This window comes from Planctomyces sp. SH-PL14, assembly GCF_001610835.1.
Classification (GTDB): Bacteria; Planctomycetota; Planctomycetia; order Planctomycetales; family Planctomycetaceae; genus Planctomyces_A.
This window is the reverse complement of the sequence record NZ_CP011270.1, coordinates 5,240,542-5,266,661: the sequence shown is the minus strand read 5'-3', so window position 1 is coordinate 5,266,661 and position 26,120 is coordinate 5,240,542. Positions and strand designations below refer to the sequence as shown.

The 26,120-nt window shown below is 67.4% G+C and carries 16 protein-coding genes; 9 read left to right on the top strand and 7 right to left on the bottom strand.

Features of this window, described 5'->3' with window-relative positions; all coding sequences use genetic code 11:
• Positions 1 to 253: 253 nt before the first annotated feature.
• From VT03_RS20100 to VT03_RS20090, 3 genes are all read left to right on the top strand, one after another.
• Positions 254 to 1,150, top strand: a complete 897-nt coding sequence (locus VT03_RS20100) for a cation diffusion facilitator family transporter (protein WP_075094641.1) — start codon at positions 254 to 256, stop codon at positions 1,148 to 1,150.
• 342 nt (positions 1,151 to 1,492) lie between these two features.
• The gene (locus VT03_RS20095) at positions 1,493 to 2,494 is read left to right on the top strand and encodes a DUF1559 domain-containing protein (protein ID WP_075094640.1); all 1,002 of its coding nucleotides are present in this window, start codon (positions 1,493 to 1,495) and stop codon (positions 2,492 to 2,494) included.
• 134 nt (positions 2,495 to 2,628) lie between these two features.
• Positions 2,629 to 2,952, top strand: coding sequence for a hypothetical protein (locus tag VT03_RS20090; RefSeq protein WP_075094639.1), 324 nt, complete (start codon positions 2,629 to 2,631; stop codon positions 2,950 to 2,952).
• A 28-nt stretch (positions 2,953 to 2,980) separates the two neighbouring features.
• Here VT03_RS20090 and VT03_RS20085 read toward each other — a convergent pair whose 3' ends face one another.
• From VT03_RS20085 to VT03_RS20070, 4 genes are all read right to left on the bottom strand, one after another.
• On the bottom strand, positions 2,981 to 4,789 hold the full coding sequence (locus tag VT03_RS20085) for a class I SAM-dependent RNA methyltransferase (protein WP_075094638.1): 1,809 nt from the start codon (positions 4,787 to 4,789) through the stop codon (positions 2,981 to 2,983).
• Positions 4,790 to 4,927: 138 nt separating this feature from the next.
• Positions 4,928 to 6,436, bottom strand: a complete 1,509-nt coding sequence (locus VT03_RS20080; RefSeq protein ID WP_075094637.1) for an NADH:flavin oxidoreductase — start codon at positions 6,434 to 6,436, stop codon at positions 4,928 to 4,930.
• Between the two features lie 489 nt (positions 6,437 to 6,925).
• Positions 6,926 to 8,293, bottom strand: a complete 1,368-nt coding sequence (locus VT03_RS20075; protein ID WP_075094636.1) for an alkaline phosphatase family protein — start codon at positions 8,291 to 8,293, stop codon at positions 6,926 to 6,928.
• An 81-nt stretch (positions 8,294 to 8,374) separates the two neighbouring features.
• Positions 8,375 to 8,965 (bottom strand): TetR/AcrR family transcriptional regulator, encoded by a 591-nt coding sequence (locus VT03_RS20070; protein ID WP_075094635.1) that lies wholly within the window; start codon positions 8,963 to 8,965, stop codon positions 8,375 to 8,377.
• 142 nt (positions 8,966 to 9,107) lie between these two features.
• Here VT03_RS20070 and VT03_RS20065 point away from each other — a divergent pair, with 142 nt between their 5' ends.
• The 3 genes from VT03_RS20065 (at position 9,108) to VT03_RS20055 (ending at position 12,332) form a co-directional block, all read left to right on the top strand.
• Complete coding sequence (locus tag VT03_RS20065) at positions 9,108 to 9,857, top strand: SDR family NAD(P)-dependent oxidoreductase (protein ID WP_075094634.1); 750 nt, start codon at positions 9,108 to 9,110, stop codon at positions 9,855 to 9,857.
• Between the two features lie 88 nt (positions 9,858 to 9,945).
• Positions 9,946 to 10,380, top strand: coding sequence for an organic hydroperoxide resistance protein (locus tag VT03_RS20060; protein ID WP_075094633.1), 435 nt, complete (start codon positions 9,946 to 9,948; stop codon positions 10,378 to 10,380).
• 386 nt (positions 10,381 to 10,766) lie between these two features.
• The gene (locus VT03_RS20055) at positions 10,767 to 12,332 is read left to right on the top strand and encodes a sulfatase family protein (protein ID WP_075094632.1); all 1,566 of its coding nucleotides are present in this window, start codon (positions 10,767 to 10,769) and stop codon (positions 12,330 to 12,332) included.
• A gap of 371 nt (positions 12,333 to 12,703) precedes the next feature.
• Here VT03_RS20055 and VT03_RS20050 read toward each other — a convergent pair whose 3' ends face one another.
• Positions 12,704 to 18,322: a PAS domain S-box protein gene (locus tag VT03_RS20050; protein WP_197489020.1), complete on the bottom strand. Its 5,619-nt coding sequence runs from the start codon at positions 18,320 to 18,322 to the stop codon at positions 12,704 to 12,706.
• A gap of 422 nt (positions 18,323 to 18,744) precedes the next feature.
• On the opposite strand from VT03_RS20050, the gene VT03_RS20045 reads away from it, so the two are divergent.
• The 3 genes from VT03_RS20045 (at position 18,745) to VT03_RS20035 (ending at position 21,295) form a co-directional block, all read left to right on the top strand.
• Complete coding sequence (locus VT03_RS20045; RefSeq protein WP_156514639.1) at positions 18,745 to 19,296, top strand: hypothetical protein; 552 nt, start codon at positions 18,745 to 18,747, stop codon at positions 19,294 to 19,296.
• 91 nt (positions 19,297 to 19,387) lie between these two features.
• Complete coding sequence (dps, locus tag VT03_RS20040) at positions 19,388 to 19,900, top strand: DNA starvation/stationary phase protection protein Dps (RefSeq protein WP_075094629.1); 513 nt, start codon at positions 19,388 to 19,390, stop codon at positions 19,898 to 19,900.
• 183 nt (positions 19,901 to 20,083) lie between these two features.
• On the top strand, positions 20,084 to 21,295 hold the full coding sequence (locus tag VT03_RS20035) for an NAD(P)/FAD-dependent oxidoreductase (protein WP_075094628.1): 1,212 nt from the start codon (positions 20,084 to 20,086) through the stop codon (positions 21,293 to 21,295).
• A 337-nt stretch (positions 21,296 to 21,632) separates the two neighbouring features.
• Here the strand turns inward: VT03_RS20035 and VT03_RS20030 are convergent, their stop codons facing one another.
• Together VT03_RS20030 and rlmN are read right to left on the bottom strand one after the other, a co-directional pair.
• On the bottom strand, positions 21,633 to 24,428 hold the full coding sequence (locus tag VT03_RS20030; RefSeq protein WP_075094627.1) for a PSD1 and planctomycete cytochrome C domain-containing protein: 2,796 nt from the start codon (positions 24,426 to 24,428) through the stop codon (positions 21,633 to 21,635).
• A gap of 596 nt (positions 24,429 to 25,024) precedes the next feature.
• Positions 25,025 to 26,056: a radical SAM protein gene (gene rlmN / locus VT03_RS20025; protein ID WP_082846802.1), complete on the bottom strand. Its 1,032-nt coding sequence runs from the start codon at positions 26,054 to 26,056 to the stop codon at positions 25,025 to 25,027.
• Between the last annotated feature and the right edge of the window lie 64 nt (positions 26,057 to 26,120).

Sequence of the window (26,120 nt, the reverse complement as noted above, 5' to 3'; positions counted from 1 at the left end):
ACCAACCCGCGGGGATTCCGGAGCGAGCGGTCAGTCCTTCACGCCGGTTCCACAAAGCGGACGTCCGTCGCTTACAAAGGTTCCTCATGGAAGTGCCTCCGGCGGCAAGGGGTGACCCCCTTGACCCCGGCTGCCGTGGAACGTTGGGTTTGAGCTATCGGCGTCCGTTCGGCAAGGACGCGTCCGAGCATTCCCCGGGACCACGCGGCCAGCTAAGGTTGAACACCCGGCCCTGACCTCCCGCACAGACGTCATGTCCCAGCCACTCTCCGATCACGATCTCGCCAACGTCCCCCTCGTCGGCGTGGCCGTGAATGCCTCGCTGGCCACCGTCAAAATCATCTCCGGCGTCTTCGGAAACTCCTACGCCCTCATCGCGGACGGCATCGAGTCCTCGGCCGACATCGTCAGCTCCCTCGTCGTCTGGGGCGGCCTCCGGATCGCCACCCGCCCCCCCACCCAACGACACCCCTACGGCTTCGGCAAGGCCGAAACCCTCGCCGGAGCGGTCGCGGCCTTCGGCATCCTCGCCGCCGCCGGAGTCATCGCCTTCCAGAGCGTCCACGAGATCCTCACCCCCCACCACCTCCCCCACTGGTCCACACTGCTGGTCCTCGCGATGGTCGTGGCGATCAAGGAAGCCCTCGCCCGCTGGGTCATGGCGGCCGGCGAAGGGACCGAAAGCACAGCCCTCGAAGGGGACGCCTGGCACCACCGGGCCGACGCCCTCACCAGCCTCGCGGCGTTCGTCGGCATCTCCATCAGCCTCATCGGCGGCCCCGGCTACGAACCGGCCGACGACTGGGCCGCCCTCGTCGCCTGCCTCGTCATCGCCTGGAACGGCATCGCCCTCCTGCGAAGAGCCCTGCGGGACCTCCTCGACGTCTCCCCCTCGCCGCTGATCGTCGATGACATCCGCGCCCTGGCCAGCCAGGTGGACGGAGTCCGCGGCGTGGAGAAGTGCCGCGTCCGAAAGAGCGGGACCAACTTCTTCGTCGAAATCCACGTCCAGGTGGACGGACACCTCACCGTCCACGAGGGACATGTCATCGGAGGCAAGGTCCGCCGGGCACTCCGCGAATCCTCGCACCGGATCGCGGACGCGATCGTGCACATCGAGCCCGATTCCGAACCCCGACGCCTCGCCTGACCATTTTTCCGCCGGCCGCCACGACGGCCTCTGGGGCCAATTTTCTCAGTCCGGCAAGCCTGCCGCCACGATACGGCGGCCTCTCAATCCGCAAGTTCTTCCGCAGCAAGAAGATTCAGCAACTCCTGCCAGGACGAACCGTCTTGCCCCAAACGGCGATTGTTGACATTTTCTTCATCTTGCCTCAAGAATATTTGGAGGTGATGTATTCATCACCCTATCTTGATGTTGCGGTGGTTTGCCCCACACAACATGTGCCGATGATGCAGTGGGCGCTGCGTCTCGATCTCGCTTCGATATTTCTTTCTGTCATTTTCCATCCTTAAGTCCCGAGTGTTCATCATGCTCAGGTCGTCGCGTAAGGGTTTCACGCTGATTGAACTGCTGGTCGTCATTGCGATCATCGCCGTTCTCGTCGCCATTCTGCTCCCCGCGGTCCAGCAGGCCCGAGAAGCGGCCCGGCGGTCGCAGTGCGGCAACAATCTGAAGCAGTTCGGCGTCGCGCTGCACAACTACCATGAGGCGTTCGGAATGTTTCCGCCCGCCATCTGCCCCTCGGTCTACGACAGCTCAACGACCACCGCCTGGCGCGGATTCAGCGTCCACACGATGCTGCTTCCCTACATGGATCAGGCCGGCATCTACGGGAAGCTGGACTTCAACCGTCGCTACGACGAAGCGCCGAACGCCAACAACGACGTCCGCAAGCGGATCGCCAACTTCCTGTGCCCCAGTGACTTCACCTATCCCGGCGGCGTGAACGACGCCGGAGTCAACTACGCCGTCAGCGCCGGACCGTCCACCTTCTGGAACGTCGGCGTCGCGGATCGCGTCGGGTTCGTGCAGTTCGTCAAGAGCGTGCGGATCGGCGACATCATGGACGGAACGTCCAACGTGGTCGCGATGGGAGAGGTCACGGTCGGAAACAACGATACGGCCAAGTACGAACTTCGCCGGTCGCTCATCCGCGCCCAGGCCTATCCCACGGGATTCACCCGGTCCTTTACGCCCCAGGCTGTCCTGAACGCCTACGGACAACAGTGCCTGGGCGGCACGACGAATATCCACGCCACCCTCCACCAGCAGTGGATGAACGGCATTGGCGGCCAGACGATCTTCAACACCCTCAACACTCCGAACTCGCCGAATCCGGACTGCCATGACTGCGCCGGCTGCGGCTGGTACGACAGCCAGGGGGTCTGGACGGCCCGGAGCCGGCATACCGGCGGTGTCCAGGTCCTGATGGCCGACGGCGCCGTCAAGTTCATCGGAGACAGCGTCGACTTCACGAACTGGCAGCGGGCGGGCGGTGCCTTCGATGGCGCCCCCATCGGCGACCTGTAAAATCGTCCTCATTGCGATCAAGATGCCGTCGGCGGCCGTTGGCTTCCGGCGGCATCTCTTTTTATCAGTCCAACATCTGCGGCAGAGGTCCCTTACGACCCGCCTGCCCAGACCTTTCCAGGAATGCGTCTCCCATGTCCAGCTTTCGTGCGGCAACGGTCTTCTCTCTCGCTCTGGCCTTTTCCGGCTGCGGATCGGAAACGGCGAAGCCGTCTGTCCCGGTCGAGGAGCAGAACAAGGTCTCAGGACGCGACGAACTCAAGAAGCGACTCGCCGAAATCGCGCAGACCGGGACCGCCGGCAGCGCCACGGCCGGCATGGCCGCCGGGATCGAGGCGGTCCGCGCTCAGGACGCCAAGCTCGCCGATACCCTGGCGGCCGACCTCAAGAAGCTCGAATCGACGACCAACCCGGCCGAAGTGAAGAAGCTCGCCGAGGCGATGGCGGCCAAGCTCTAGTCCCGACGCTCCCCGAGCGCCGGCGTCCTCACAGCATCCAGTCGTTCGACGGCGTTTCGGTCTTCCGCTCGTCCGGCTCCGCCGGAGACGGATCAGCGGCCGGAGCCGGTTCCGGAGCGGGAACCGCCGCGGTGGGGACGGGGGCCGGGGTTGGGACGGGCGCGGTCGAATCCTGCGAAGGGGGTTCGGCCGGCGCCGCGGCCTGCTCCGATGCGAGCGCTTCGCTGGCTGGTGCAGCCGCTTCCGGCTCGGGAGACGGCTTCGCGGGCTTCGCTCCGGTTGAAGGGAGGTCCTCGGACATCTCCCAGATGCTCCGCGGACCTTCGGGCAACGGAGCCGGCTCGGGCGGAAGAGGCTCGGATGGCTGCGGAGTCGCCACCGCCGCGTCAGACCTGCTCACAGGCTCCGACGAACGGGGTTCCGGGGCGACATCGGGCTGATCGACGGGCTCGCGACTGACGGGGGCCGCGAGATCGCGGGGCGCTTCCGCACGAGCGGGGCGTTCCTCGAACGACGACGCGGTAGGCGGCTCTGGCCGACGATATTCAGCTCGGGCGGTGTCCCGGTTGACCGGCGGAGCTTCGGCGATGTCCCGCGGGTCCGGTTCGGGCTCCCCCTGCCCCTCGAGCGGCGGGCGGGGACCGTAGAACTGGTAGTAGGTGCACTCGATCCGGCCGTTGAACAGCTTGCGGCGGCGGTCTGCCGGGCGGCCGAACTGCCGCTCAAACAGCGGATGCGGCGTCAGGACGTAGACCGACCAGGTCGGATGCGAACGGGCAATCGCGCCGAAGTCCCGGTTCAGGGCGTCGACCGCCGCCCGGTCTCCCATCCGCTCGCCATAAGGGGGATTCGTCACGAGACAGGCGTATTCCTGCGTCAGCGCGAGCTGGCCGGCGGGCTTCTGCGAGAACGTAATGTCCTCGGTCACGCCGGCGGCGTAGGCGTTTTTCCTCGCCAGCTCCAGGGCCCGGCCGTCGATGTCCGAGCCCCAGATCCGCATCCCGAGCGGCTTGCCGCGGAGGTCGCGGGCTTCCTTGCGGGCATCGGCCCACACCTTCCGGGGGATCTGCGGCCAGCCTTCGGACGAGAACTCGCGGTTGAGACCAGGAGCAATGTTGCGGGCGATCATCGCCGCTTCGATCGGGATCGTCCCCGTTCCGCAGCAGGGGTCGACGAGGAGCCGGTCCCGGTTCCAGTAGCTGAGCTGAATCAGCGCCGCCGCCAGCGTTTCCCGCAGCGGGGCGACGCCCGAGACCGGGCGGTAGCCGCGCTTGTGCAGGCCGTCGCCGGTGGCGTCGAGGGTCAGCGTGACGCGGTCGCGGAGGATGATGAAGTCGATCTCATAGACCGGCCCCGTCTCCTGGAACCAGGCCCGCTGGTACTTGGTCTTGAGCCGTTCGACGATCGCCTTCTTGATCATCTTCTGGCAGACCGGGATCCCGTGCAGTCGCGACTGGAAGCTGCGGCCGTTCACCGGGAACTGGGCGTCCATCGGGAGCCACTCTTCCCAGGGGAGCTCGCGCGTCTGGAAGTAGAGCGGGTCGAACTCCATCGCCTCGAACTCGCCGAGGACGATCTGCACGCGGTCGGCGGAGCGGAGCCACAGGTTGCAGCGGCAGACCGCCTGGAAGTCCCCCCAGAAGCGGACCCGGCCGTCTTCGATACGGGTGTCGGTGTAGCCGAGCGCCTTCAGCTCGCGGTCGACGATCGCCTCGAGGCCGAAGGCGGTCGTGGCGATCAGTTCATAGACGGCGGTCAGCGACGGGCCGGAGGGCCGGACGCGCGGAACAACGGCCGGACTGGAGGAGGGGCCGGCGGATTGGGGAGCAGGTTCCATCAGATTCTGGCGGAGGACAGGAGGGCGATCGCGGGGGCGTTCCCATTGTGCACTGGCCGGCGGCAACCGGGACTCAGGAATGCAGAATGAGAGGGGAAAAAGGAAAAGTGCAAATGGAGGACCCGGGTCCGGGAGGGTTTACTTCCCGTCGCCGCTGCCGGCGGCCAGGAGCCGCTTGCGGAGGTTGTCCTTCTGGTCCTTGAGCTCGGCCGCTTCGGTGCGGCGCTTGTAGTAGTCGTCCAGGGGGTAGCAGCCGGAGATGATTCCGTTGCGGGGGGCGGTCGTGCAGTCGCTGAACGTGCGGCAGATCTTCTTGTCCGCGACGTAATCCTGCCCGGCCAGGACCTTCGCGGGGAGTTGCCAGTCGCTCAGGACCAGCCGGCCGATCCCGATCGAATCGACCCACCCCTCCCGCAGCACCGCCTGGGCGACGTGCGGCAGGTACTCCTGGAAGTACGTGTAGGCGGTCCCGACGAGGACGAGATCCGGGAGGGCCCGCTTCACGTCCCGGACCGCCTCGATCTGCCGGACGCATCCCAGCAGCGGGTCTTCCGGCGGCTGGTAGCCGTCCGACGGGGGGTAGAACGCCGGCCGCTGGATGTGGGGGTTGTAGTAGGGGGAGCCGCAGCTGAGGTTGAGGAGCCGCACTCCGTGTTCGTCCCGCAGCCGCCGGAGGAGTTCGATCGGCTCGGCGAGGTCGATCCGGAGCGGATCGTCGGCACTGGCGCCGAAGGGCCGCGGCGAATCGGGTGCGAGATCGGGGATTCCGGGTCCGAGCTTTCCTCCCTGGCTCCGGGCCGGGTCGGGCCGGAACGGAGGGGCGTCGAACAGCGAGAGGCGGATTCCGATTTCGAGATCCGGGCATTCGCTCCGGACCGCCCCGACGATCTCCCGCAGGTAGCGGGTCCGGCCCTCGAAATCCCCGCCGTAGGGACCGGGCCGGGTGTGGGCTGAGAGGAACTCGTGCCCCAGGTAGCCGTGGCAGGCCTTGAGGTCGACGAACTGGAACCCCAGCCGCTGGGCAATCCGGGCGGCGGTGACGTAGTCGTCGATGATCGAGCGGATCTCGCCGTCGGTCAGGACGGCGGCATTGTCGTCCGGGCCGAGGCCGACGCGGCGGTCGAGGACCGGGTGGCGGTAGGCGATCCGGGGGACGAACCGGTCTTTGGCGACCGGCTTGCAGAAGCGGCCCGAGTGGGTGAGCTGGAGGCCGACCACGAGGTCGTCGCAGGCGGCGGGACCGAAGGCTTCCGCGTGCGCGGCGCGGGCGGTTTCCAGCAGCTGGGCCGCTCCCTTTTCATTCTCGGGGCGGTAGCAGAGCTGGTTCGGGTTGGCGCGTCCTTCGGGGCGGACGGCGAAGGCTTCGCCCCCCCACAGGAGTTTGGCTCCCGAGAGGCCGAAGTTCCGCCAGCGGCGGATCGTGTGTTCGGTCGGCATTCCGCCGGGTGTGCCGTCCCAGCCTTCCATGGGGTGGATGCACCAGCGGTTGCCGATGGAGAGTCGGCCGCAGGTGAGCGGGGCGGCGAGCGGAGACCCTTCGGCGGCGGTGAGCGACCGATCGTCGACGGGGAGCGAGGAGCCGACCGCGCGGAGGGTGTCCCGGAAGTCGTTGACGGACTTGAGGGAGCCGATGCGTGGGTAACTCATCGTGGGACTCGAGGGGCGGGGGGGAAACTCGCGCAGAATGGCTGGCGAGGCCGAATCGGGGAGTGTATTCGGGGAAGGAAGCGGGATGAAGTGCCGCGATGCCGTTCCGGAAATCGGCCAGCCCTTTCTCTCGTCAACCCCCGTCCTCGCCGGCACGACTATGCCACCTCAAACCCAACGTGCGACGGCAGCCTGGGGTCAAGGGGGCCACGCCCCCTTGCCGCCGGAGGCATTTCCTGTGAGGAACCGTGGTACACAACGGACGTCCGCTTTGTGGTACCGGCTATGAGGACTCCCTCAATCCACACAGCTCGCTTTGCAATCCCCGTGGGTTGGTGAGGGGGCATACGGCACGGTGTCCGCGCTTGGACACGCGCTCCTTCAGACATCTCTCGACGAGAGGGCCTCCGGCGGGCAAAGGGGCGTTGCCCCTCTGCACTCCCCACCAGGGTGCCCCTGGACCCCGGTGAGATGAGCGGAGCTGCGTGTTTACAACAGCGCGCGCAGGACAAGATCGCGAACATCCGCCAGCGACAAGCCCTCCCCCGGCGCCGCCCCATCACCAATCAACAACGGACGATCCGACTCGGTCGCCAACCCATGGCTCCCCCGCACCAACATCGCATCCACCGGAACCACATCAAACAACGTCCGCAACCCCAGCTTCTTCTGAATCAACCGCCGAATCGCCCGCCCCTTCGGCCACACCAGCTGCGGATCCCAAAACAACTCGCACGGGTCATAACCCGGCTTCCGGTGAATATCGATCGTCCGCGCAAAGTCCGGCTCACTCCGTCCCTCCACCCAGAACGGATACGCAAACCAGGCATCCCGCTCCGCCAACAACACCAGCTCACCCGACCGCGGATGATCCAACCCCAGCTCCGCCCGCTCCTCCCCCGCCACAACCCGCCCCACCCCCGGCACAGCCGCCAACACATCCCGAACTCGCCCGATCTTCCCCGAACAGTAAACGTGCGCCACCTGATGATCACAAACGGCAAACGCCTGGCTGCCGAACGTATCCAGGATGTCCCCAAACGGCCCCGGCCGGACCGACAGCAACCCCGCCTCGCGAAGCACGCGGTTCACAAACACCGGCCGCTGAACATCGACCAGACCATACTCGCTGACCACCCACACCCCCGCCCCCGCCTTCGCCGCCGCATCAAGCAGCGGCTGACACGCATCGTCGAGTTCACGCACGAGCCGAGGCATATCGGCCTTCGAGGGACCGAACCGCTGCGGGTCGTAATCGAGATGCGGCAGATAGACGAGCGTCAGGTCCGGAACCTCCGTCGTGACAACCTCGGCCGCACACCGGGCGATCCAGGCACTGCTCGGCAGCCCCGCAGTCGGGCCCCAGTAGGACGGAAAGGGAAAAGCCCCAAGCTTCCGCTCCAGTTGCTCCGTCAGTCCGTGCGGCGTCCCCGTGATGCCGAAGGCCTTGCTCCCGTCCGCTCCGTAGTACGGCTTGGGAGTGACGCTGATCGCGACATCCGCCCCCTGATTGAACTGCCAGAACAGCTTCGCCGCGCGGAACTTCTCACCCCGGGCCTCCGCCTCGCGACGGGCCGTGACGTAGAGCGGCTCGGACTCGATGAGACTGTTCGACTGCTGCCACAGCCGGACTTCACGAGTGTCGCGATAGAGCCAGCCGTTCCCGACGACGCCGTGCTTCGCCGGGAGCTCGCCGGTCAGGATCGTGGCCTGGGCCGAGCAGGTGACGGCGGGAAGGATCTCGCGGAGGTCCCGGACCCAGCCCTTCTGGGCGACCAGACTCAGCCGCGGAGCATGCGGCAACAGCTTGCGGGTCAGCCCGACGGCGAGGATGAGAACGAGAGGCCGACGCGGCATGGAGGGATCGACTCGGGGCGTGTGTGGGGGGAGGGCCCTGAGAGCCTATCGGGGCGGCAAGGTGAAGCCAATCGCCGGGTGCTACGCCGCGGGGATTGCCCGGAGGGCCATGTCGGCCACCACGGTCAGGTCGGCCCGCGTGGCCCCGCCGGCGGCGAGGACCGCCATGCCGTAGGTGACCGCCATCAGGTAGCGGGCGAGCGTGGCGGCGTCGACCTCTTTGGGGAGATCCCCTTCTTTGTGGGCCCGCTCGAGACGGGCCCGCACGGCCGCTTCTCCGGCGGCGCGGCGGTCGGCGACTTCCTTCCGGAGTGCTTCGGCGCTGTCGCCGCAGGCGAGGGCGGACTGGACCATGAAGCAGCCGCCGGGGCCTTTGCCGTCGGCGACGATGTCGATGCCGCCGTAAAGCAGGCGGGCCGCGACTTCGCGGGCAGTGGGCGCGGCGAGGGCCTCCGCCACATGGGCCGCGGGGCCGCCCATGTAGCGGTCCATCGCCTTGCGGAAGAGCGACTCCTTATTGCCGAACGCGGCGTAGAGGCTGGGGCGGTTGATTCCCATGGCGCGAGTGAGATCGGGAAGCGAGGCCCCCTCGTAGCCCTTCTTCCAGAAGACCGCCATTGCCTGGTCCAGGGCTTTGTCGGGATCAAACTCGCGGGGTCGTCCAGCGGGCATGGGACACCTCCTCGGGAAACTCGCCTCAAGAAAACTCGAAATTCTTACCGAATGATACACTATTCAGCTTGCGAGGTCGAGAACCTCCACGTAATGTGTACCCATCGGTACTGAATTCCAGGACCTGCACGGAGATTCGATCATGTCTCAGAAGTTGGCCGGAAAAGTCGCTGTCGTCACGGGTGCTTCGAAGGGGATCGGGGCGAGCATTGCCCGGCACCTGGCAGCCGAGGGGGCGGCGGTGGTGGTGAACTACTCGTCGAGCCGCGAGGGGGCCGAGAAGGTCGTCGGGGACATCGTGGCCAAGGGGGGCCGGGCGGTGGCGGTGAAGGCGAGCATTGCCGAGCCGAAGGAGATTCCGGGGCTGTTCGCGGAGGCCCGCAAGGCATTCGGCAAGGTCGACATCCTGGTGAACAATGCCGGGATCTATGAGTTCGGGGCGCTCGGCGAAATCACCCCTGAGCACTTTCACCGGCAGTTCAACCTGAACGTGCTGGGGCTGATCCTCGCGACGCAGGAGGCGGCCAAGCAGTTCGAGGGGGGCGGGAACGTCATCAATATCAGCTCGGTGGTCGCGCATGCGACGCCGCCGGGAACCGCGGTCTACTCTGCGACGAAGGCGGCGGTCGATGCCGTGACGAATGTGCTGGCGAAGGAGCTGGGGCCGCAGAAGATCCGGGTCAATTCGATCAATCCGGGGATGGTGGAGACCGAGGGGGCGCATACGGCGGGGATTATTGAGAGTGACTTCCGGAAGCAGATTGAGAGTCAGACGCCGCTGGGCCGGATCGGGCAGCCGCAGGACATTGCGACGGCGGCGGTGTTCCTGGCTTCGGACGACTCGTCGTGGATGACGGGCGAGACGATCACGATCTCGGGCGGTTTCCGGTAGAACTGGCGCCGGGGCGGAGAGCTCCGGCTGCGATTTTCAGCGGCCCGATCGATTGTTTCTCGATTCACTCACTGGAAAAGGTTTCATCATGGCTATCGAAAAGGTCCTGTACCGTGGTCATGCGACTGCCACGGGCGGTCGCGAAGGTCGTGCTGTGTCTTCCGATGGCGTTCTGGACGTCAAGCTGACGACGCCGAAGGAGCTGGGGGGGAACGGCGCGACCGGGACGAATCCGGAGCAGTTGTTTGCGGCGGGGTATTCGGCGTGTTTTCTGGGGGCGATGAAGTTTGTCGCCATGCAGGAGAAGGTGTCGCTGTCGCCGGAGACGAAGATTGAGGGGACGGTCGGGATTGGTCCGTTGCCGGGTGGGTTTGGGATTGAGGCGGAGCTGCGGATCACGGTTCCGGGGATGTCGAAGGCGGATGCGGAAGCGATTGTGCAGAAAGCGCACTACGTGTGTCCGTACTCGAATGCGACGCGTAACAACATTGATGTCCGGCTGGTGGTCACGAATCCGGAATAGCCAAAACCGGGGTCCAGGGGGTAACCCCTGGTGGGGAGTGCAGAGGGGCAACGCCCCTTTGCCCGCCGGAGGCCGTCTTGTCTCGCTCTCTCTGAAGGAGCGAGGGTCCAAGCGCGGACACCGTGCCGTATGCCCCCTCACCAACCCGCTGCGAGCGCAGAGCGAGTGTGGAGTCCTCAACGCCGGTCCCACAAAGGGGACATCCGTTGCTTACCACGGTTCCTCACAGGAGTGCCTCCGGCGGCAAGGGGGCGAGGCCCCCTTGACCCCGGCTGCCGTGGCACGTTGGGCTTGAGGTAACAGAGCCGTGCCGGCGAGGACGCGGTTGAATCCCGAGTCGCGACGGGCTATCAGTCGGGACGCATCCCTCCCGAGGAGTCACTCCGATGCGATCCCTGCGAGCGCTCGCGGTTCTGGTCGTTGTGTCGAGCGGTCTGGCCACGGTCGACGCCGCCGACCGCCCCAACATCGTCGTCATCCTGGCCGACGACCTCGGCTACGGCGATCCCGCCTGCTACGGCGGCAAGATCCCGACGCCGCACATCGACCGCCTCGCCAGCCAGGGGATGCGGTTTCTCGACGCCCACACCAGCTCCGCCGTCTGCTCGCCGACGCGCTATGGCCTCCTGACCGGCCGGTACAACTGGCGCTCCAAACTCCAACGGGGCGTCCTCGGCGGGCTCAGTCCGCGGCTGATCGAGGCGGAGCGGCAGACAATCACCTCGTTCCTCAAGCAGCAGGGCTATCACACCGCCGCCGTTGGCAAGTGGCACCTCGGTCTCGACTGGAGCGTGCTGCCGGGCAAGCAGGTGACCGAGCTCAACATCGAGCCCCGCGAGCAGGTGTTCAACGTCGACTATGCGCAGCCGTTCCGGAACGGGCCGCTCAGCGTCGGCTTCGATGAGTATTTCGGGATCAGCGCCTCGCTCGACATGGTTCCGTACGTCTTCCTCCGCAACGACCGGGTCACCGCCCCGCCGACCGAGGACCGCGAGTTCCTCATGATGGCCGGCCGCGACAAGGGGGCCAAGACCCGTCAGGGACCGACCGCTCCGGGGTTTGAGGCCGAGGGAGTGCTGCCCGAGATCGTCCGGGAGTCCTGCGCGATCATCGCGCGGCAGGCGCCGAAGTCGAAGGGATCGGAGGGCGGTCGCGAGCCGTTCTTCCTTTACGTCCCGCTGACCGGGCCGCACACGCCGATCCTTCCGACGCCCGAATGGGCGGGCAAGAGCGGGATGAACCCTTATGCGGACTTCGTGATGCAGACCGATGCCGCCGTCGGGGCGATGATGTCGGCGCTCAAGGACGCGGGCGTCGAGCAGGAGACGCTGGTCATCCTGACGAGCGACAACGGCTGCTCGCCGCAGGCCAAGTTCGACGAGCTGAAGGTCCACGACCATAACCCGAGCGGACCGCTGCGGGGGAACAAGGCGGACCTCTTTGAAGGGGGGCACCGCGTGCCGTTCGTGGTCCGCTGGCCGGGGCGATGCGCCGCGGGGGAGACGTCGCCCGAGACGATCTGTCTGACCGACATCTTTGCGACCGCGGCCGAGCTCTGCGGCGAGAAGCTGGCGGACGAGGCGGCGGAGGACAGTTTCAGCTTTCTGGCGGCGTTGCAGCCGGGAGGACGGACGACGCGGGATCATCTCGTGTCGCACTCGATCAATGGATCGTTCGCGATCCGGCGGGGGCCGTGGAAGCTGCTTCTGTGTCCCGACTCCGGCGGGTGGAGCGAGCCGCGGCCGGGGGCGAAGAAGGCGCAGGGGCTGATGGGGGTGCAGCTTTACAACCTGGAGACGGACCTGGCGGAGTCCCGCAATGTCGCGGACGCCGAGCCGAAGCGGGTGGAGGAGTTACGGGAGCAACTGGACCGGATCGTCGAGCGGGGACGCAGCACGCCGGGGCGTCCGCAGAAGAATGCGGTGCCGGTCGACGTCATGGCCCGGAAGTAGGTCGGCCCAAGCCAGGCACAGCGCAACCGCCCTACCGGGTCCAGGGGCACCCTGGTGGGGAGTGCAGAGGGGCCTGTGTTGTTTTTTGGCCCCCTTTGCCCGCCGGAGGCCTGGCCGTCGAGAGATGCCTGAAGGAGTGCGTGTCCAAGCGCGGACAACGTATCGGATGCCCCCTCACCAACACGCTGGGATTCCAGGGCGAGCGGTGAGTCCTCAACGCCGGTTCCACAAAGCGGACATCCGTTGCTTACTACGGTTCCTCATGGAAGTGCCTCCGGCGGCAAGGGGTTGCCCCCTTGACCCCGGCTGCCGTCGCACGTTGGGTTGAGCTATGGGAGCCGTGCCGGCCAGGACGCGATTTGTCCCACCCCTCAGAAGCGGGCCCGTGAGGCAAGGATCTTCCGCAACATGTGGAGATCGACCGGCTTCTTCACGTGATAGTCAAAGCCCGCCTCGAACGCCCGCTGGCGATACTCGTCCTGCGTGTAGCCCGTCACCGCGACCATGTAGGTCTCGCGGAACTCCTCGCGGCTGCGGAGCTCGCGGGCCACGTCGTAACCGCTCATCGGCGGCGTGAGGCCAATGTCACACAGGATCACGTCCGGCTGGAACGTCTCCGCGCACTGGATTCCCTCCGGACCGTCGGACGCCGTCTGCACCGTGTGCCCGTCCTTCGAGAGCATGCTCCGGATCGGCAGGATCGCGTCGCGGCGGTCGTCGATCAGCAGGACCCGGCACGGCTGGATCGCGGTCGACTCCGACTCCGGCGCCTTGGACGACGGAGCGGCAATCGTCGGCAGGACGATCGTGAACTCCGCCCCCTGGTGCAGCCCCGCGCTCGAAGCCGTCACGCTCCCGCCGTGCAGGCGAACCAGCCCCTTCACGAGCGCCAGCCCCAGGCCCAGGCCGCCGCGGCTCCGGTCGAGGCTCACGTCCGCCTGGTTGAAGGGCTCGAAGATCCGGCTCAGGGTCTCGGCCGTCATCCCGATCCCCTGGTCCTTCACGGAGACCACGGCGTCCCGGCCGCTCGCCCCCCGCCGCAGGCCGAGAGTCACGACGTTGGAGCCGTCGCCGAACTTGCAGCTGTTGTGGAGCAGGTTCGAGAGGACCTGGTTGAGCCGCGTCATGTCCCCCTCGATCCAGATCTCCTCCCCGCAGACCTCCGTCCGGATCTCGCACTCGTCATCCCCCTGCGCGGAGGCGTAGTCTCGGACGACGTTCCGCACGAGGTCGTTCAGCCGGACCGGCTCCGGCCGGAGCGTCAGTTTCCCCCGGACAATCCGCGAGACGTCGAGCAGGTCGTCGACGATCCGCGACATGTGGGCCGCCTGCCGGCCGATCACCGCCTGCATCTCGGTCGCCTCGCCGGGGAGCGGCAGCATCCCGAGCGCATCGACCCCGCTCACGATCCCCGCCAGCGGATTGCGGAGCTCGTGTCCCAGCATCGCCAGGAACTCGTCCTTGCGGCGGATCGACTCCTGAAGCTGCGAGTACAGCCGGGCGTTCTCGATCGCGACCGACGCCATCTGCGACAGCTGGACAAGGACCGACTCGTCGTCGTGAGTGAAGTCCGCGCCGCCGCCACCAATGTCGCCCCCGCCCCGCTTGCCGGCGAGCTGGATCATCCCCAGGTTGGTCCCGTCCAGATGGACCAGCGGCGCGGCGATCCAGCTCCGCGCCGCGGCCTGGGATGCCTTCCCGTGTTGCACGTCGTCGGCCCGCGTCAGCCGGACGATCTGGTTGCGGCCGCAGACCCGGTCCGCGAGCCCCAGGCCGTCGGGGAACGGGATCGCCGGGACCGCGGCGGGAGTCGCGGGATCCCGGCAGATGAAGTGCTCCCCCTCGGACCACTGGGCGTCGAAGACGTGGCTCGTCATCGCCTGGTCGCCGCCGAGGAGGCTCTTCGCCCCTTCGGTGACGATCCGCAGGATCGACTGCAGGTCGTTCGCCGCGGTCAGCTCCGTGGCGACGTCCGCCAGCCGCCGAAGCTGCTCCGACCGGCTGCGCATGAGTTCCTGGCTCTCGATCTGGCGGGTGATGTCCTCATGAGCCACGACGACGCGGGCTTCGCCGGTCCCCAGGAACCGCGTGACCGTCATCTGGAACCACCGCCGCTCGCTCCCCGGGACGCCGTTCCCCTCTCCGGCGGACCAGGAGTACTGGACGGAGTACCGGGGTCGCTCTCCCGCGATGACGCCGCGGATGGCGTCCGCCGCGGACCGGATCTCTCCGTCGACATCGGCCCCTGGAAGCTCCTCGCAGGCGGCGAGGTAGTTCGTCCCGACGGTACAGAACGGCGCGTGGAACCGGTGCTGTCCGCCGAACCGCTTCCACGACTCGTTGACCGTCAGGATCGTCCCCCGCTCGTCGAGGACCGCGATGTGGCTCGACAGGGCGTCGAGCGAGGAACGGAGGAACTGCTGCGAGTTCGCAAGCTGGTCCTCGGCCCGCTTGCGGTCGGTGATGTCGACCGCCGAGGCAACGACGAACTTGAGGCCGTCGCCGTGATAGACCGGCTGGAGCTGGAAGTCGACCGTCATCCGTCCGTCGTCGAGGACGCGGCAGGCTTCGTCATAGCGGACGAACTCCCCGGACGCCGCCCGCCGGAACGCCTCGCGGATCCGCCCGGAGGCGGCGGTGTCGTAGCTCCACCAGTCGCACTCCCAGAACGGCTTTCCGATGACCTCCTCCCGCCGCAGCCCCGTCACCGTCAGGGCCGACTGGTTGACCTCGATCAGCTCTCCGGCCGGGTCGATGACGGCCACGAACGGCAGCATCGAGTCGAGGACGTGCCGCAGGTTCTCTTCACTGATGCGGAGCCGCTCCTGCCCTTCCCGGTCCGCCGTCACGTCCCGCGAGACGCACAGCAGCCGCTCGACCTCTTCCTGCGGGCCGCGGACCGGCGTGACCGCCACGTCCCACCACCGCGGAACTCCGGCGAGGGTCCGGCACATCCCCTGGAACCGGCCGATCCCTCCCGCGGCGGCCGCTTCGATCGCCGCGCGGCAGGAGGCGGCGTGCCCCCCTTCGCTCCAGAAATCGGCCCAGCTCCGCCCCCGCACCCCCTCGAAGTCCTCCACCTGGAACAGCTGCTGGCCGTTCTGGTTCATCCACAGGAGCCGCCCCTCGAGATCGACGATCTTGACGCAGTCGGGGCTGCTCTCGAGGACGCTGCGGGCGAACTCCTCGCTCCGCCGCAGGGTCTCCTCGAACCGCTTCTTGTCCTCGATGTCGGTGCTGGTGCCGTACCACTTGACGATCGTCCCTGCCTCATCCCGGACCGGAAGGGCCCGGACGAGGAACCAGCGGGAGTCCCCTCCGCTCGACTCCAGCCGGTACTCGATCTGGTACGGCTCGCCGGACGCGAGCGACCGGTCCCACACCGCCGCGGCCCGCTCCCGGTCGTCCGCGTGCAGGAGCGGGTCGAGCTTCTGGCCGACGCAGGCGTCCGGGGCGCAGCCGCTGTAGTCGTACCAGCGGCGGTTGTAGTACTCCCGCCGCCCCTCGGCGTCGGCGACCCACACGATCTGCGGCATGGCGTCCGCGAGCTGCCGGAACCGGGCCTCGCTCGCCGCGAGCTCCGCGGCCGCCTGGCGGCTGTGCGTCACGTCCATCGCGGTCCCGAGGAGCCGCACCGCAACCCGGCGGTCCCCCTCTCCCTCCGTGTCGGTCCGCGGCGGCGAACCTGAGCGCGGCCGCTCCCCTTCCGGCTCGAAGAACCCCTGCCCCTTGGCGACGATCCAGTGAAGCGAGCGGTCGGGCCAGACCGCGCGGAACTCGGTGTCGTACTCGCCGTTCCCCTCCGGATCGCTCGCCCGCGCGACGACCGCCTCGACGCGATCGCGGTCGTCCGGGTGCAGGATCTCGAGGAACCGCTCGTAGCTGACCGCATCGTCCGGCGCCAGGCCGAACATCGTCTTGCACCGCTCGGACCACTCCAGGACCCCGGTCCGGAGGTTGTAGTCCCACGTCCCGATGTCGGCCGCCTCGACGGTCAGCCGCAGCCGCTGTTCGCTCTCCCGCAGCCGCCGCTCCGCCTCCCGCCGCTCGATGTACTGCCCCAGGCCGTCCGCCATCGGCGGGAGCTCCGCCAGGACCGACGGAGTGAGCGGGAGCCGCGACAGCACCGCCAGGACGCCGACGGTCCGCCCCTCGACCCGCAGGGGAAATCCGGCGAAGGCGACGACCTTCTCCCGGGAGGTCCACCGCGGATTCGTGGCCCGCGGGTCGAACGCCGGTCCCTCGTCGACCAGCGGCTCTCCCGTGAGCGCGACCCGTCCCACGCGCCGCTCTCCGACGCGGACCCGCTCATAGGCACTGTTGGTGACCGCGTCCGCCCCTTCCCCTCCCGAGGCCCGCAGGCGGAGCATCGTCTGGTCCTCTTCGAGGGTCCAGATCCGCACCGCCGCCGCGCCGAGCTGGGTGGCGATGACCGAAGTGAGTTCCCGCAGGACGTCCGGCAGCGGCGCATCCCGCGACATCGCCGCCGCCTTGGCGGCCCGGAGGGCGACGAGCCGCTCCCGTTCCGCGGCGGCCGCCTCGCCGCGGCGGCGCTCGGTGATGTCGAGGAACGTCACGACCGACCCGACCAGCGCCCCCTCGCGGTGGACGGGGGTGCAGCGGTATTCGACCGGGAACGCGCTGCCGTCTTGCCGCCGCATCCACTGATCGTCGCCGTGAAGGGCGTCGCCGTTCCGCGTCGCCTTGCCGATCGCCCAGTCCGCCTCCGGCCCGGGGGACGCGTCGGGGGCGTCATGATGGACGAGCGGCCCGAGGGGGCGGCCGACAAGGTCTTCCTGCCGCCCGTAGCCGAGCATGCGGAGCGAGGCGGCGTTGCAGAACGTGCAGACCCCGTCCAGGTTGAGTCCGCAGATCGCTTCGTCGGTGGAGTCGAGCAGCGAGCGGATCTGCGTCTCCCGCTCGATCAGCTCCCGCTCCTGGGCGCGGCGCTCGGTAACGTCCCGGATCACCAGGACGGCGCCGATTGTCCGGCCGTGGTCGTCGACGATCGGCGCGCCCGCCTCCTCGACCGGCCGCGACTCCCCGGCGCGGTCGATCAGGAGCGTGCCGTGGTGGATCCCGCTGCGGCTGTCTTCCTTCTTCGGCGGGGGAGCCAGGGGGCCGGGAAGCCGCTGCCGGGTCCGTTCGTCGACGATCCCGCAGACCGCTTCGATCGGCTTCCCGATCGCGTCCGCCGTCGTCCAGCCGACGAGCTGCTCGGCGGTCGGATTAAGGAAGGTGATGCTGCCGCGCGCGTCGGTCGCCACGACGCCGTCGCGGATGCCGTTGAGCGTCGCCTGGAGGACGGCGCGGTGGGCCCGCGTGGCGGACTCCGCCTCGGCCCGGCTGGAGACGTACCGCTGAACAAGCCACAGGTAGAACGCCAGGAGCAGCAGTCCCACGATCCCGGTCAGGGTCAGGCTGAGGACCGCGGAGGAGTAGGTCCGGGCGTGGACGAGCTGCAGGTGGGTCAGCATCGAGTCCTGGTGCGACCGCAGGCGGGCGAGGCCGTTGCGGATCGCCTCCCGCCGGACGACCGCCTCGCCGCCGGCGATTTCGTCGACGACGGCGGGCTCGCGGGTCTGGACCGGCTGGTCGAAGAGGCGATCCAGGCTGGCGACGTGATCCTCGATGGCCTGCTCGACCTGATCGAGGTCCGCTTCGTCGGCGGGGAACTGCTCCAGGGACTGCGCCAGCTCGCGGAGCCGGCGAATCGACACGTCGAGGAGCTGGACGTTCTCCCGATAGCGCTGCTTGAAGAAGGGGTCGGAGGTGAGCAGATACCCCCGCTGGTTGGCGGTGCAGCGGCTGATGCCGGTCTCGACATTTCCTAGAGCGGACTGGACTTCCAGCGCGCGGCTGACCAGCTGTCCGTCCTCGTTGAGCTGGCGGACGTTGCGGTAGGAGATCAGCGCGTTCGCCACCAGCACCAGGACCAGCAGCAGGAACCCGATCGCCAGGCTCGTTTTCGCCGAGGATTTCGAAAACAAGGGAACGCCCATCACGGTTGCAACACGACACGCTCCGGCGACGTCCGGGGGAAGGCCCCTTCAGCACGCGGGGTGCCAAAAGACGGCACTTCCGCGTTCCGGAAGGACCGTGCGGAGTACCAATCCCGTCCAAGTTCCGGCGGACGCGTTGTCCCACTCCCGAAGTCCCCGGCAGGTCTTCCGTCGTGGACGACTGCCTCCCAGCCGATGATCGGCCGCAGGTCATCGGCGGAACGCCGAAACCCAGGCCGCCGGCGGCAGGAGGCGGGAACAACTGTAGCCGCAAGTGCCGAAAAACCTAGTCCTTAGGACGCGAATGTTGCAGCTTCGCAATGCCCGATGCGTTTGGTATCGCGATTGCAATGGGCCTGTTTCGGGTCGATTTGGTTCACCAGTTTGTGCTTCGCCGACACCACGACATCATGATCACCGACGTGTCCGCTTTTGACCGCCTCCCGCCTTCGGGCGGATTCGATTCCGCCTGCCGCGGGGGCCGTGATACGGTCTGCTTCACCGATGTGGACAACATGGAGGTTGTACAGCAGCGGCTCCTGCAGGCGGCCCTGGCCAGCTACCACGGCTACAACCGCCTTTCCGAGGTTACCAGCGATAACGACGTCCGCCTCTTTGCCCAAGGAGTCGTGAGCGTCCGTTCCAGCCACTGCCGGATCCTGGCCCGGGACGTGCTAGGGGGCCGCACCCCGAGCGTTTCGATCGACCTCGAAATGGAAGAGGTTCGCGACGCCTGGAACCGGGCCGTCCACCACCTTCGCCGCGGCGGGAGCCTTTCGTCTCCGACCTTCTGCCGCGATATCGCCTTCGCCGAGAGCGCCTACGAGGCGCTGCTCACGCGGGTGCTTCAGGAGAGCCACGGCCGCGTCCGGGCGCTCCTTATGAAACTCCACCGCTCCGTCGAGGAGACGCGCGTCTGCTGGCGCGAGCTGTGGGATATCGAGATCGCGACGCAGTCCTGAGCCCGCGTCGGCTCCGCCGGCCCGGTTCGACGCGGGCCGGGTTTTGGAAACATGAAACCTTACTGAAACATTCACGACAAAGGAGTTCACGATGGCAACGAAACTGGCTGTTCGAAACGACAAGGAATCGCACCACTCCGCCAACGAAATCCACGGCAGCGAGGCGGTGAGCAAGACCCTGACCCAGGGGGTGACCGACCTTCTGGACCTGCGGATGCAGGTGAAGCAGGCGCACTGGAACATTGCGGGATCGAGCTTCTTTGGCGTCCACAAGCTCCTCGACAAGCTGGCCGAGGAGCTCGACGCCACGATCGACACGACTGCCGAACGGCAGCGGTCGCTCGGGTTCATCACCCACGGCACCGCTCGGCATGTCGCCAAGAACTCGTCGCTGAAGCAGCTCGCTGCGGAGACGCAGGCGATCCCCGAAGTGGTGAATCATCTCGTTGACCTGTACCTCACGGTCGGCGAGGCGACGAAGGAAGGAATTCGCCTCGCGGATGAGGAAGAAGATCCCGGGACCTCCGACATGCTGGTGGACTGTCTGCGGATGCTCGATCAGCACCGGTATCTGCTGCAGTCGTACCTGATGCAGTCGGAGTGACCGTTCCGCACGGTGGATGCACGGCCCGCGGAGCACCGTCAAGGTGATCCGCGAGCTGGTCGCACGGGGGCAGGTTGGGGGACCTGCCCCTTTTTTATTGCGCGGAGGGCGGCGACGCGTCCTGCCGGGAAGGCAACGACGGAGCGTGTTGCTGCCCTCCGCTTTCGGTTTCACGAAGCGACCATGGATCTCACGAGCGGCTATCCCTTCTGGCCCGCCAAGAACGGGTTTCTCAAGACCTACGAGCCTCTCGATCGCTCGCTCGCGTGCGAGGTGCTCGTCCTGGGGGGTGGGATCACCGGCGCGTGCATTGCCCGCAGCCTCGTCGAGGACGGCCGCGATGTCGTCGTGCTCGACCGGCGGAACTTCGGCTGGGGGAGCACCTGCGGATCGACGGCGCTCCTGATGTACGAGATCGATACGCACCTTCGGGACCTGATCCGGGAGACCGGACAGGGGCTGGCGGTCGCGGCGTATCGATCGGGGCTGGAGGCGATCGAGAAGGTCGAGGGGCTGTGCCGGACGTTGGGCGCGGGTGAGTTCCGCCGGCGCGACACTGTCTACTTCGCTTCGACGGCGGCCGATGGAGAGATCCTGCGGGACGAGTTCGAGACGCGCCGCGAGTTCGGGCTGCCGGTGGAGTGGATTTCCTCAGAGGACTTCTCGCGGCAGTTCGACTTCCCGGCACCGGGAGCGATCCGGTCCCGCGTGGCGGCCGAGATCGACGCCTTTCAGCTGACGCACGCGCTCCTGGCCGACGGGGAGCGGCGCGGGGCCAGGCTCTTCGCCCGGACCGAGGCGACCGAGTGTCACGAGCGGGAGGACGGGCTGCTGGTGAAGACCGACCGCGGACCGGAGATCTGCTGCGGGCACGTGGTCGTGGCGTGCGGGTTTGAGAGCCTCAAGTACCTGCGGCGATCCGTTCCGGTGCGGCTGACGAGTTCGTTCGCGCTGGCCAGCGAGCCGATCCGCGACTTCGCCGGCTGGCCGGACCGGTGCCTGCTCTGGGAATCGGCCCGGCCCTACTGTTACGCCCGCACGACTTCCGATGGCCGCGGACTTCTGGGCGGTGAAGACGTGCCGTTCCAGAACGCCCTGGCCCGCGATGCGCTTCTTCCGGCCAAGGTGGAGCGTTTGGAGCGGCGGTGGCGGGCTCTCTTTCCGCGGATCCCGCTGGAGCTGGCGTTCCCCTGGACCGGGACGTTCGCCGAGACCGGGGACGGGCTTCCGTACATCGGTTTTCCGTCCGAACAGCCGCGGGCGTTCTTTGCGTTGTGCTATGGGGGGAACGGGATCACTTACAGCGTGCTGGCGGCGGAGATGCTGCGAGCGGCGTTACGGAGTGAGCGGCATCCGTATGCAGATGTGTACTCGTTCGAGCGAAAGAAGGCGTAAGAACCGGGTCCAGGGGCACCCTGGTAGGGAGTGCAGAGGGGCCTGTGTTGTTTTTCTGGCCCTTTGCCCGCCGGAGGCCTGGCCGTCGAGAGATGTCTGAAGGAGTGAGTGTCCAAACGCGGACAGGGTGCCGGATGCCCCCGCACCAACCCGCCGGGATTCCAGAGCGAGCTGTAAGTCCTCAACGCCGGTGAGACAAAGGGGACATCCGTTGTGTACCGCGGTTCCTCACAGGAAGTGCCTCCGGGGTCAAGGGGGCGTGGCCCCCTTGACCCCGGGTGCCGTCGCACAATGGGTTTGAGCTATCGAGTCGTGCCGGCAAGGATGTCGTTTGAGCTCAGTCGACGAACAGGAACTCGTTCGACAACAGCAGCACCTGGGCGACTTCCATCAACCGCTCCGGCGAGCCGTCCAGATAGTCCTTCAACAGCTCGATCTCCTGGTCCGTCGGCGCCCGCGAGAGGGCATAACGGTACAGAGCAATCGCCCGGAACTTCGGAAGCGACGCCTCCGGCGTGGCCATCACCCGCTTCGCCAGCGACTCCGCCATCTGAGCCACGAACTTCGAGTTCAGCCCATACAGCGTCTGCTGCGGAACACTCGTCTCCGGCCGCTGCGTACTGCTGGTGTCCGGAGTCGGATAATCAAACGTCCGGAGCAGCGCCGAGAAGTTGTTGCGGTCAATAAAGGCATAGACCGAGCGGCGGCCGGTGTACGGCTCCGACTCGATGTTGACCGGGCGGCCGTCCATCTGCGGCTGCATCCGGCCGGCCACCTCCAGCATCGAGTCCCGCATCGCCTCGAACTCCAGCCGGCGACGGTTCTGCCGCCACAGCCAGCGGTTCTCCGGATCCTTCGTCCGACCCGCGGCCGTGCTCTTGCTCTCCTGCCGGTAAGCTGCCGACATCAGGATGTCGCGATGCAGCGACTTCAGCGACCAGCCCGACTGGACGAGCCGCGCCGCCATCATGTCCAGCAGCTCAGGGTGCGAAGGCGGATCGCTGCGGACACCCCAGTCCCCCGGAGTGACGACGAGCCCCTTGCCGAAGTGGTGGATCCACAGCCGGTTGGCGATCACGCGGGCCGTCAGCGGATTACTCGCCGAGGCGATGTGCTGCGCCAGCTCCAGCCGTCCGCTCCCGTTCTTGAACGTGTCGTCCGCGGACGAGAGGACCTGGAGGAACCGCCGCGGAACCTGGGCCCCCCGGCGTCCGGGATTCCCGCGTTCGAAGATCACCGGCTGGACCAGGTCCTTCTTGTCGGTCATCACCATCGCCCTCGCCGGGGCGCCGCGGGACTCGACGTTCAGTTCGTCGATCTCCTTCTTGAGCTGCGTCATCCGGTCCCGCTGGTCCCGTTCAAACAGCCGCCGCTCCGCTTCCTCGCGGGAGAGCATTGGAGGACACCCCGGTCCGTAGACGACCTGCCGCAGACGCTCCTGGGAGGCGTCCGGAAGGTTCGGGGCGTCGGCCTTTCCGGCGACGAGCTTCTGCCACTCGGTCCGGGCTTCATCGACGAGCTTGGCGTACGTCGCGGCGACGTCGACCATCGACTTGGGCTTCGATTCGATCAGGATCCGGACGACCCGCTCGTCCGGCTTCGGGTTCTCCCCGTTGAGCTTCTCGAGGACCGCCGGGGCCTTCTCGGCGAACTCTTCGGGCTTAAGGTCGGCCAGGGCCTTCCAGGGCTTGAAGACGGGGTCCTTGTCTCCGCCGCCGATCCGCCGGTCCAGGTACTCCTTCCACCGCTCAACGATCTTTTCGCGGGGGTTGCCGTGCTGGTACTTGGGCTCGAAGCCGGCCGGGGCCTTCCCCTGCTTGACCACGACCGCGACGAAGTAGTCGGCGATCTGGTCGCGGGCGCGGGTCGTCAGCTCCTTGTGCTGCTCCGCGATGTACTTGTCGAGCTCCTGCTCCCGCTTGGCCCGGTCCTGCTTGTAGGCCTTGTAGTCCGTCGTCTCGACCGGCTCGCCGACGAGCGGCAGGTCTCCCGGCTCCTGGGAGCTGGCGAAGACGCCGTAGAGGCTGTAGTAGTCCGCCGCGGGGACGGGATCGTACTTGTGGTCGTGGCAGCGGGCGCAGGCGACCGTGACTCCCATCAGGCCGCGGGTCACGACGTCGATCCGGTCGTCGATGATGTCCATCTCGTTGTTGAGATAGCGACGGCCGACGGTCAGGAACCCGAGTCCGGCCAGGGCGGGGTCGTTCTCCGGAAGACCGAGCTGATCGGCGGCGATCTGTTCGAGGAGGAAGCGGTCGTACGGCTTGTCCTCGTTCAGCGAGCGGATGACGTAGTCGCGGTAGGTGTAGGCGTAGGGGTAACGGCGCTCCTGGGTGAAGACGTAGCCCTTGGTGTCGGCGTAGCGGGCAATGTCGAGCCAGTGGCGGCCCCAGCGTTCGCCGTACTCCGGCGACGCGAGGAAGCGGTCGACCAGCTTGCTGTAGGCGTCCGCGGAGCGGTCCGTCGTGAAGTCTTTGACTTCTTCGAACGTCGGTGGGAGGCCGCGGAGGTCGAAGGAGAGGCGGCGGATGAGGGTGGGACGGTCCGCTTCGGGGGAAAGCGTCATCCCTTCGGCTTCGAGCTTGGCTTCGATCCAGCGGTCGATTTCGCCGCGGACCCTGGCGGTCTGCTTGACCTTGGGGAGAGGATGGCTCTGGACAGGGCGGTAGGCCCAGTGCTGTTCGGCGGCTTTGGGGAAGTCGATGGTGCCGTCGGCTTTGCGGGGGAGCCCCCCCTGGGCCTTGGCGTTGTTGGGGTCGTTGGCGGGCCAGTAGGCCCCCTGTTCGATCCAGGTGCGGAGGATGGCGATCTCGGCCTCCGGCAGTTTGGCGTCCGGGGGCATCTGGGTGTCATCGTCCTTGTAGGCGATGACCTGCAGGAGGCGGGATTCGTTGACGTTGCCCGGGACGACGGGAACGCCGGCGGAGGTGCGGCGGGCGATGGCGACGCCGGAGTCGAGACGGACGTCCCCTTCCTGCTTCTTCTCGCCGTGGCATTGGGTGCAGCGCTCGATGAGGAGCGGCCGGACTTTCTGTTCGAAGAACGCTTCCTGTTCCGGAGTCGCGGCGGAGGCGATCGAAGCGGGAAGGCCGCCGAGGAGGAGCGTCGTCAGGAGGAGGGTCAGTCGGGGCATCGCGTCCGGGCGGGCTGGGGCGTAGGAAACGGCGTGCGGCGGGTTGGGGCGCGCGTACGGACGCGAGTGGAACGCGGTCCGCGGGCGAGCCTCCGGCGGGAGTGGAATTGTAACCCTGGGGGAGGGTGAACGTCGAATCGAAACCGGTTTTCGTGAGCGGGTTGGCCGGATGGCGGATGTTGAGAAACGGTTCTGCGAGGGTGAGAAAGAAGGTTCAAGAAGCGGCGAAGGAAAAAACTCAGCCGTTCTTCAGATCCCCCCATCACCGGGGTCCAGGGGGTAACCCCTGGTGGGGAGTGCAGAGGGGCAACGCCCCTTTGCCCGCCGGAGGCCTGGCCGTCGGGAGATATCTGAAGGAGAGCGTGTCCAAGCGCGGACAACGTGCCGGATGCCCCCTCACCAACCCGCGGGGATCGCAGGGCGAGCGGTGAGTCCTCAACGCCGGTTCCACAAAGCGGTCGCCCGTTGCGTACCACGGTTCCTCATGGAAGTGCCTCCGGCGGCAAGGGGGTCTGTGTTGTTTTTTGGCCCCTTGACCCCGGCTGCCGTGGCACGTTGGGTTTGAGCTATGGAAGTCCTTCCGGCAAGGACGCGGTTTAGGTCGCGGCCAGCATTCCGCAGGCACCGTGGATGTCCTGGCCACCGCTGTACCGCCGCTGCACCGGAGCCGCCAGCTCCTCCCGCAGAGCATCGCGGAAGGCGTTCGCTTCCTCGCCCGAGGGACGCCGGTACTCACCCGTCGGATCGTTCACGTCGATCAGGTCGAGCAGGATCGGCAGATCGCGCGTCAGCTCCGCCAGCGCCTTGGCTTCCTCGCGGCTCGTGTTGATCCCGCCCAGGACCGTCCACGCGAGCGTCACCCGCTTGTTCGTCGCCGCGTGATGCTCCCGGACCGCCGCCATCAGCTCCGGCAGCGGATAGGTCTTCTCCACCGGCAGGACCTTGGCCCGCTCCTCCGAGCGCGCGGACGTGAGCGAGACGATCAGCCGGTAGGGATGCCCCTCCTCGGTGAAACGGCGGATGCCGGGGACGATCCCGACCGTCGAGATCGTGATCGCCTTGCCGCTGATCTGCATTCCACACGGCTCGGAGAAGATGCGGGCGGCGCGGATCACGCGGTCGTAGTTCAGCATCGGCTCCCCCATCCCCATGAAGACGACGCCGCGGACGGGGTGCGGGGAGTCGGCCTGGACCTGCGTCACCTGATCGACGATTTCCCATGTCGCGAGGTTCCGCTGGAACCCCATCCGGCCGGTCGCGCAGAACGTGCAGCCCATCGCGCAGCCGATCTGGGAGCTGACACAGACGACGTACTTTTCGTCGCCAGGGCGGTGCAGCAGCGGGATCCGGACGGCTTCAAAGCGGCCGGGGCCGTCCCCTTCGAAGAGGTACTTTGCGAAGCCGTCCTGCGGGGAGACGACCTTGTTGACGAGCTTGAGCCGGGGGATGGCGACCCGCTCGCGGATCTGGTCGAGGAGCCGCCAGGAGACGGTGGGAACTTCCGCGGGGAGCTCGGTCGCGTTGCGCCGGACCGCCGACGAGTGGAGCTGACGCACGAGCCGCTGCGGCGGAGCGAGGTCGGCCAGGGCGGTCGCCAGTTCGTCGGAGGTGAGGTCTTTGAGGAGGATCATCGCGGACGATGCGGGGGCAACGCGGAGGGAGGAGGCGGAGAATTGCTCAGTGTGAGCCCGT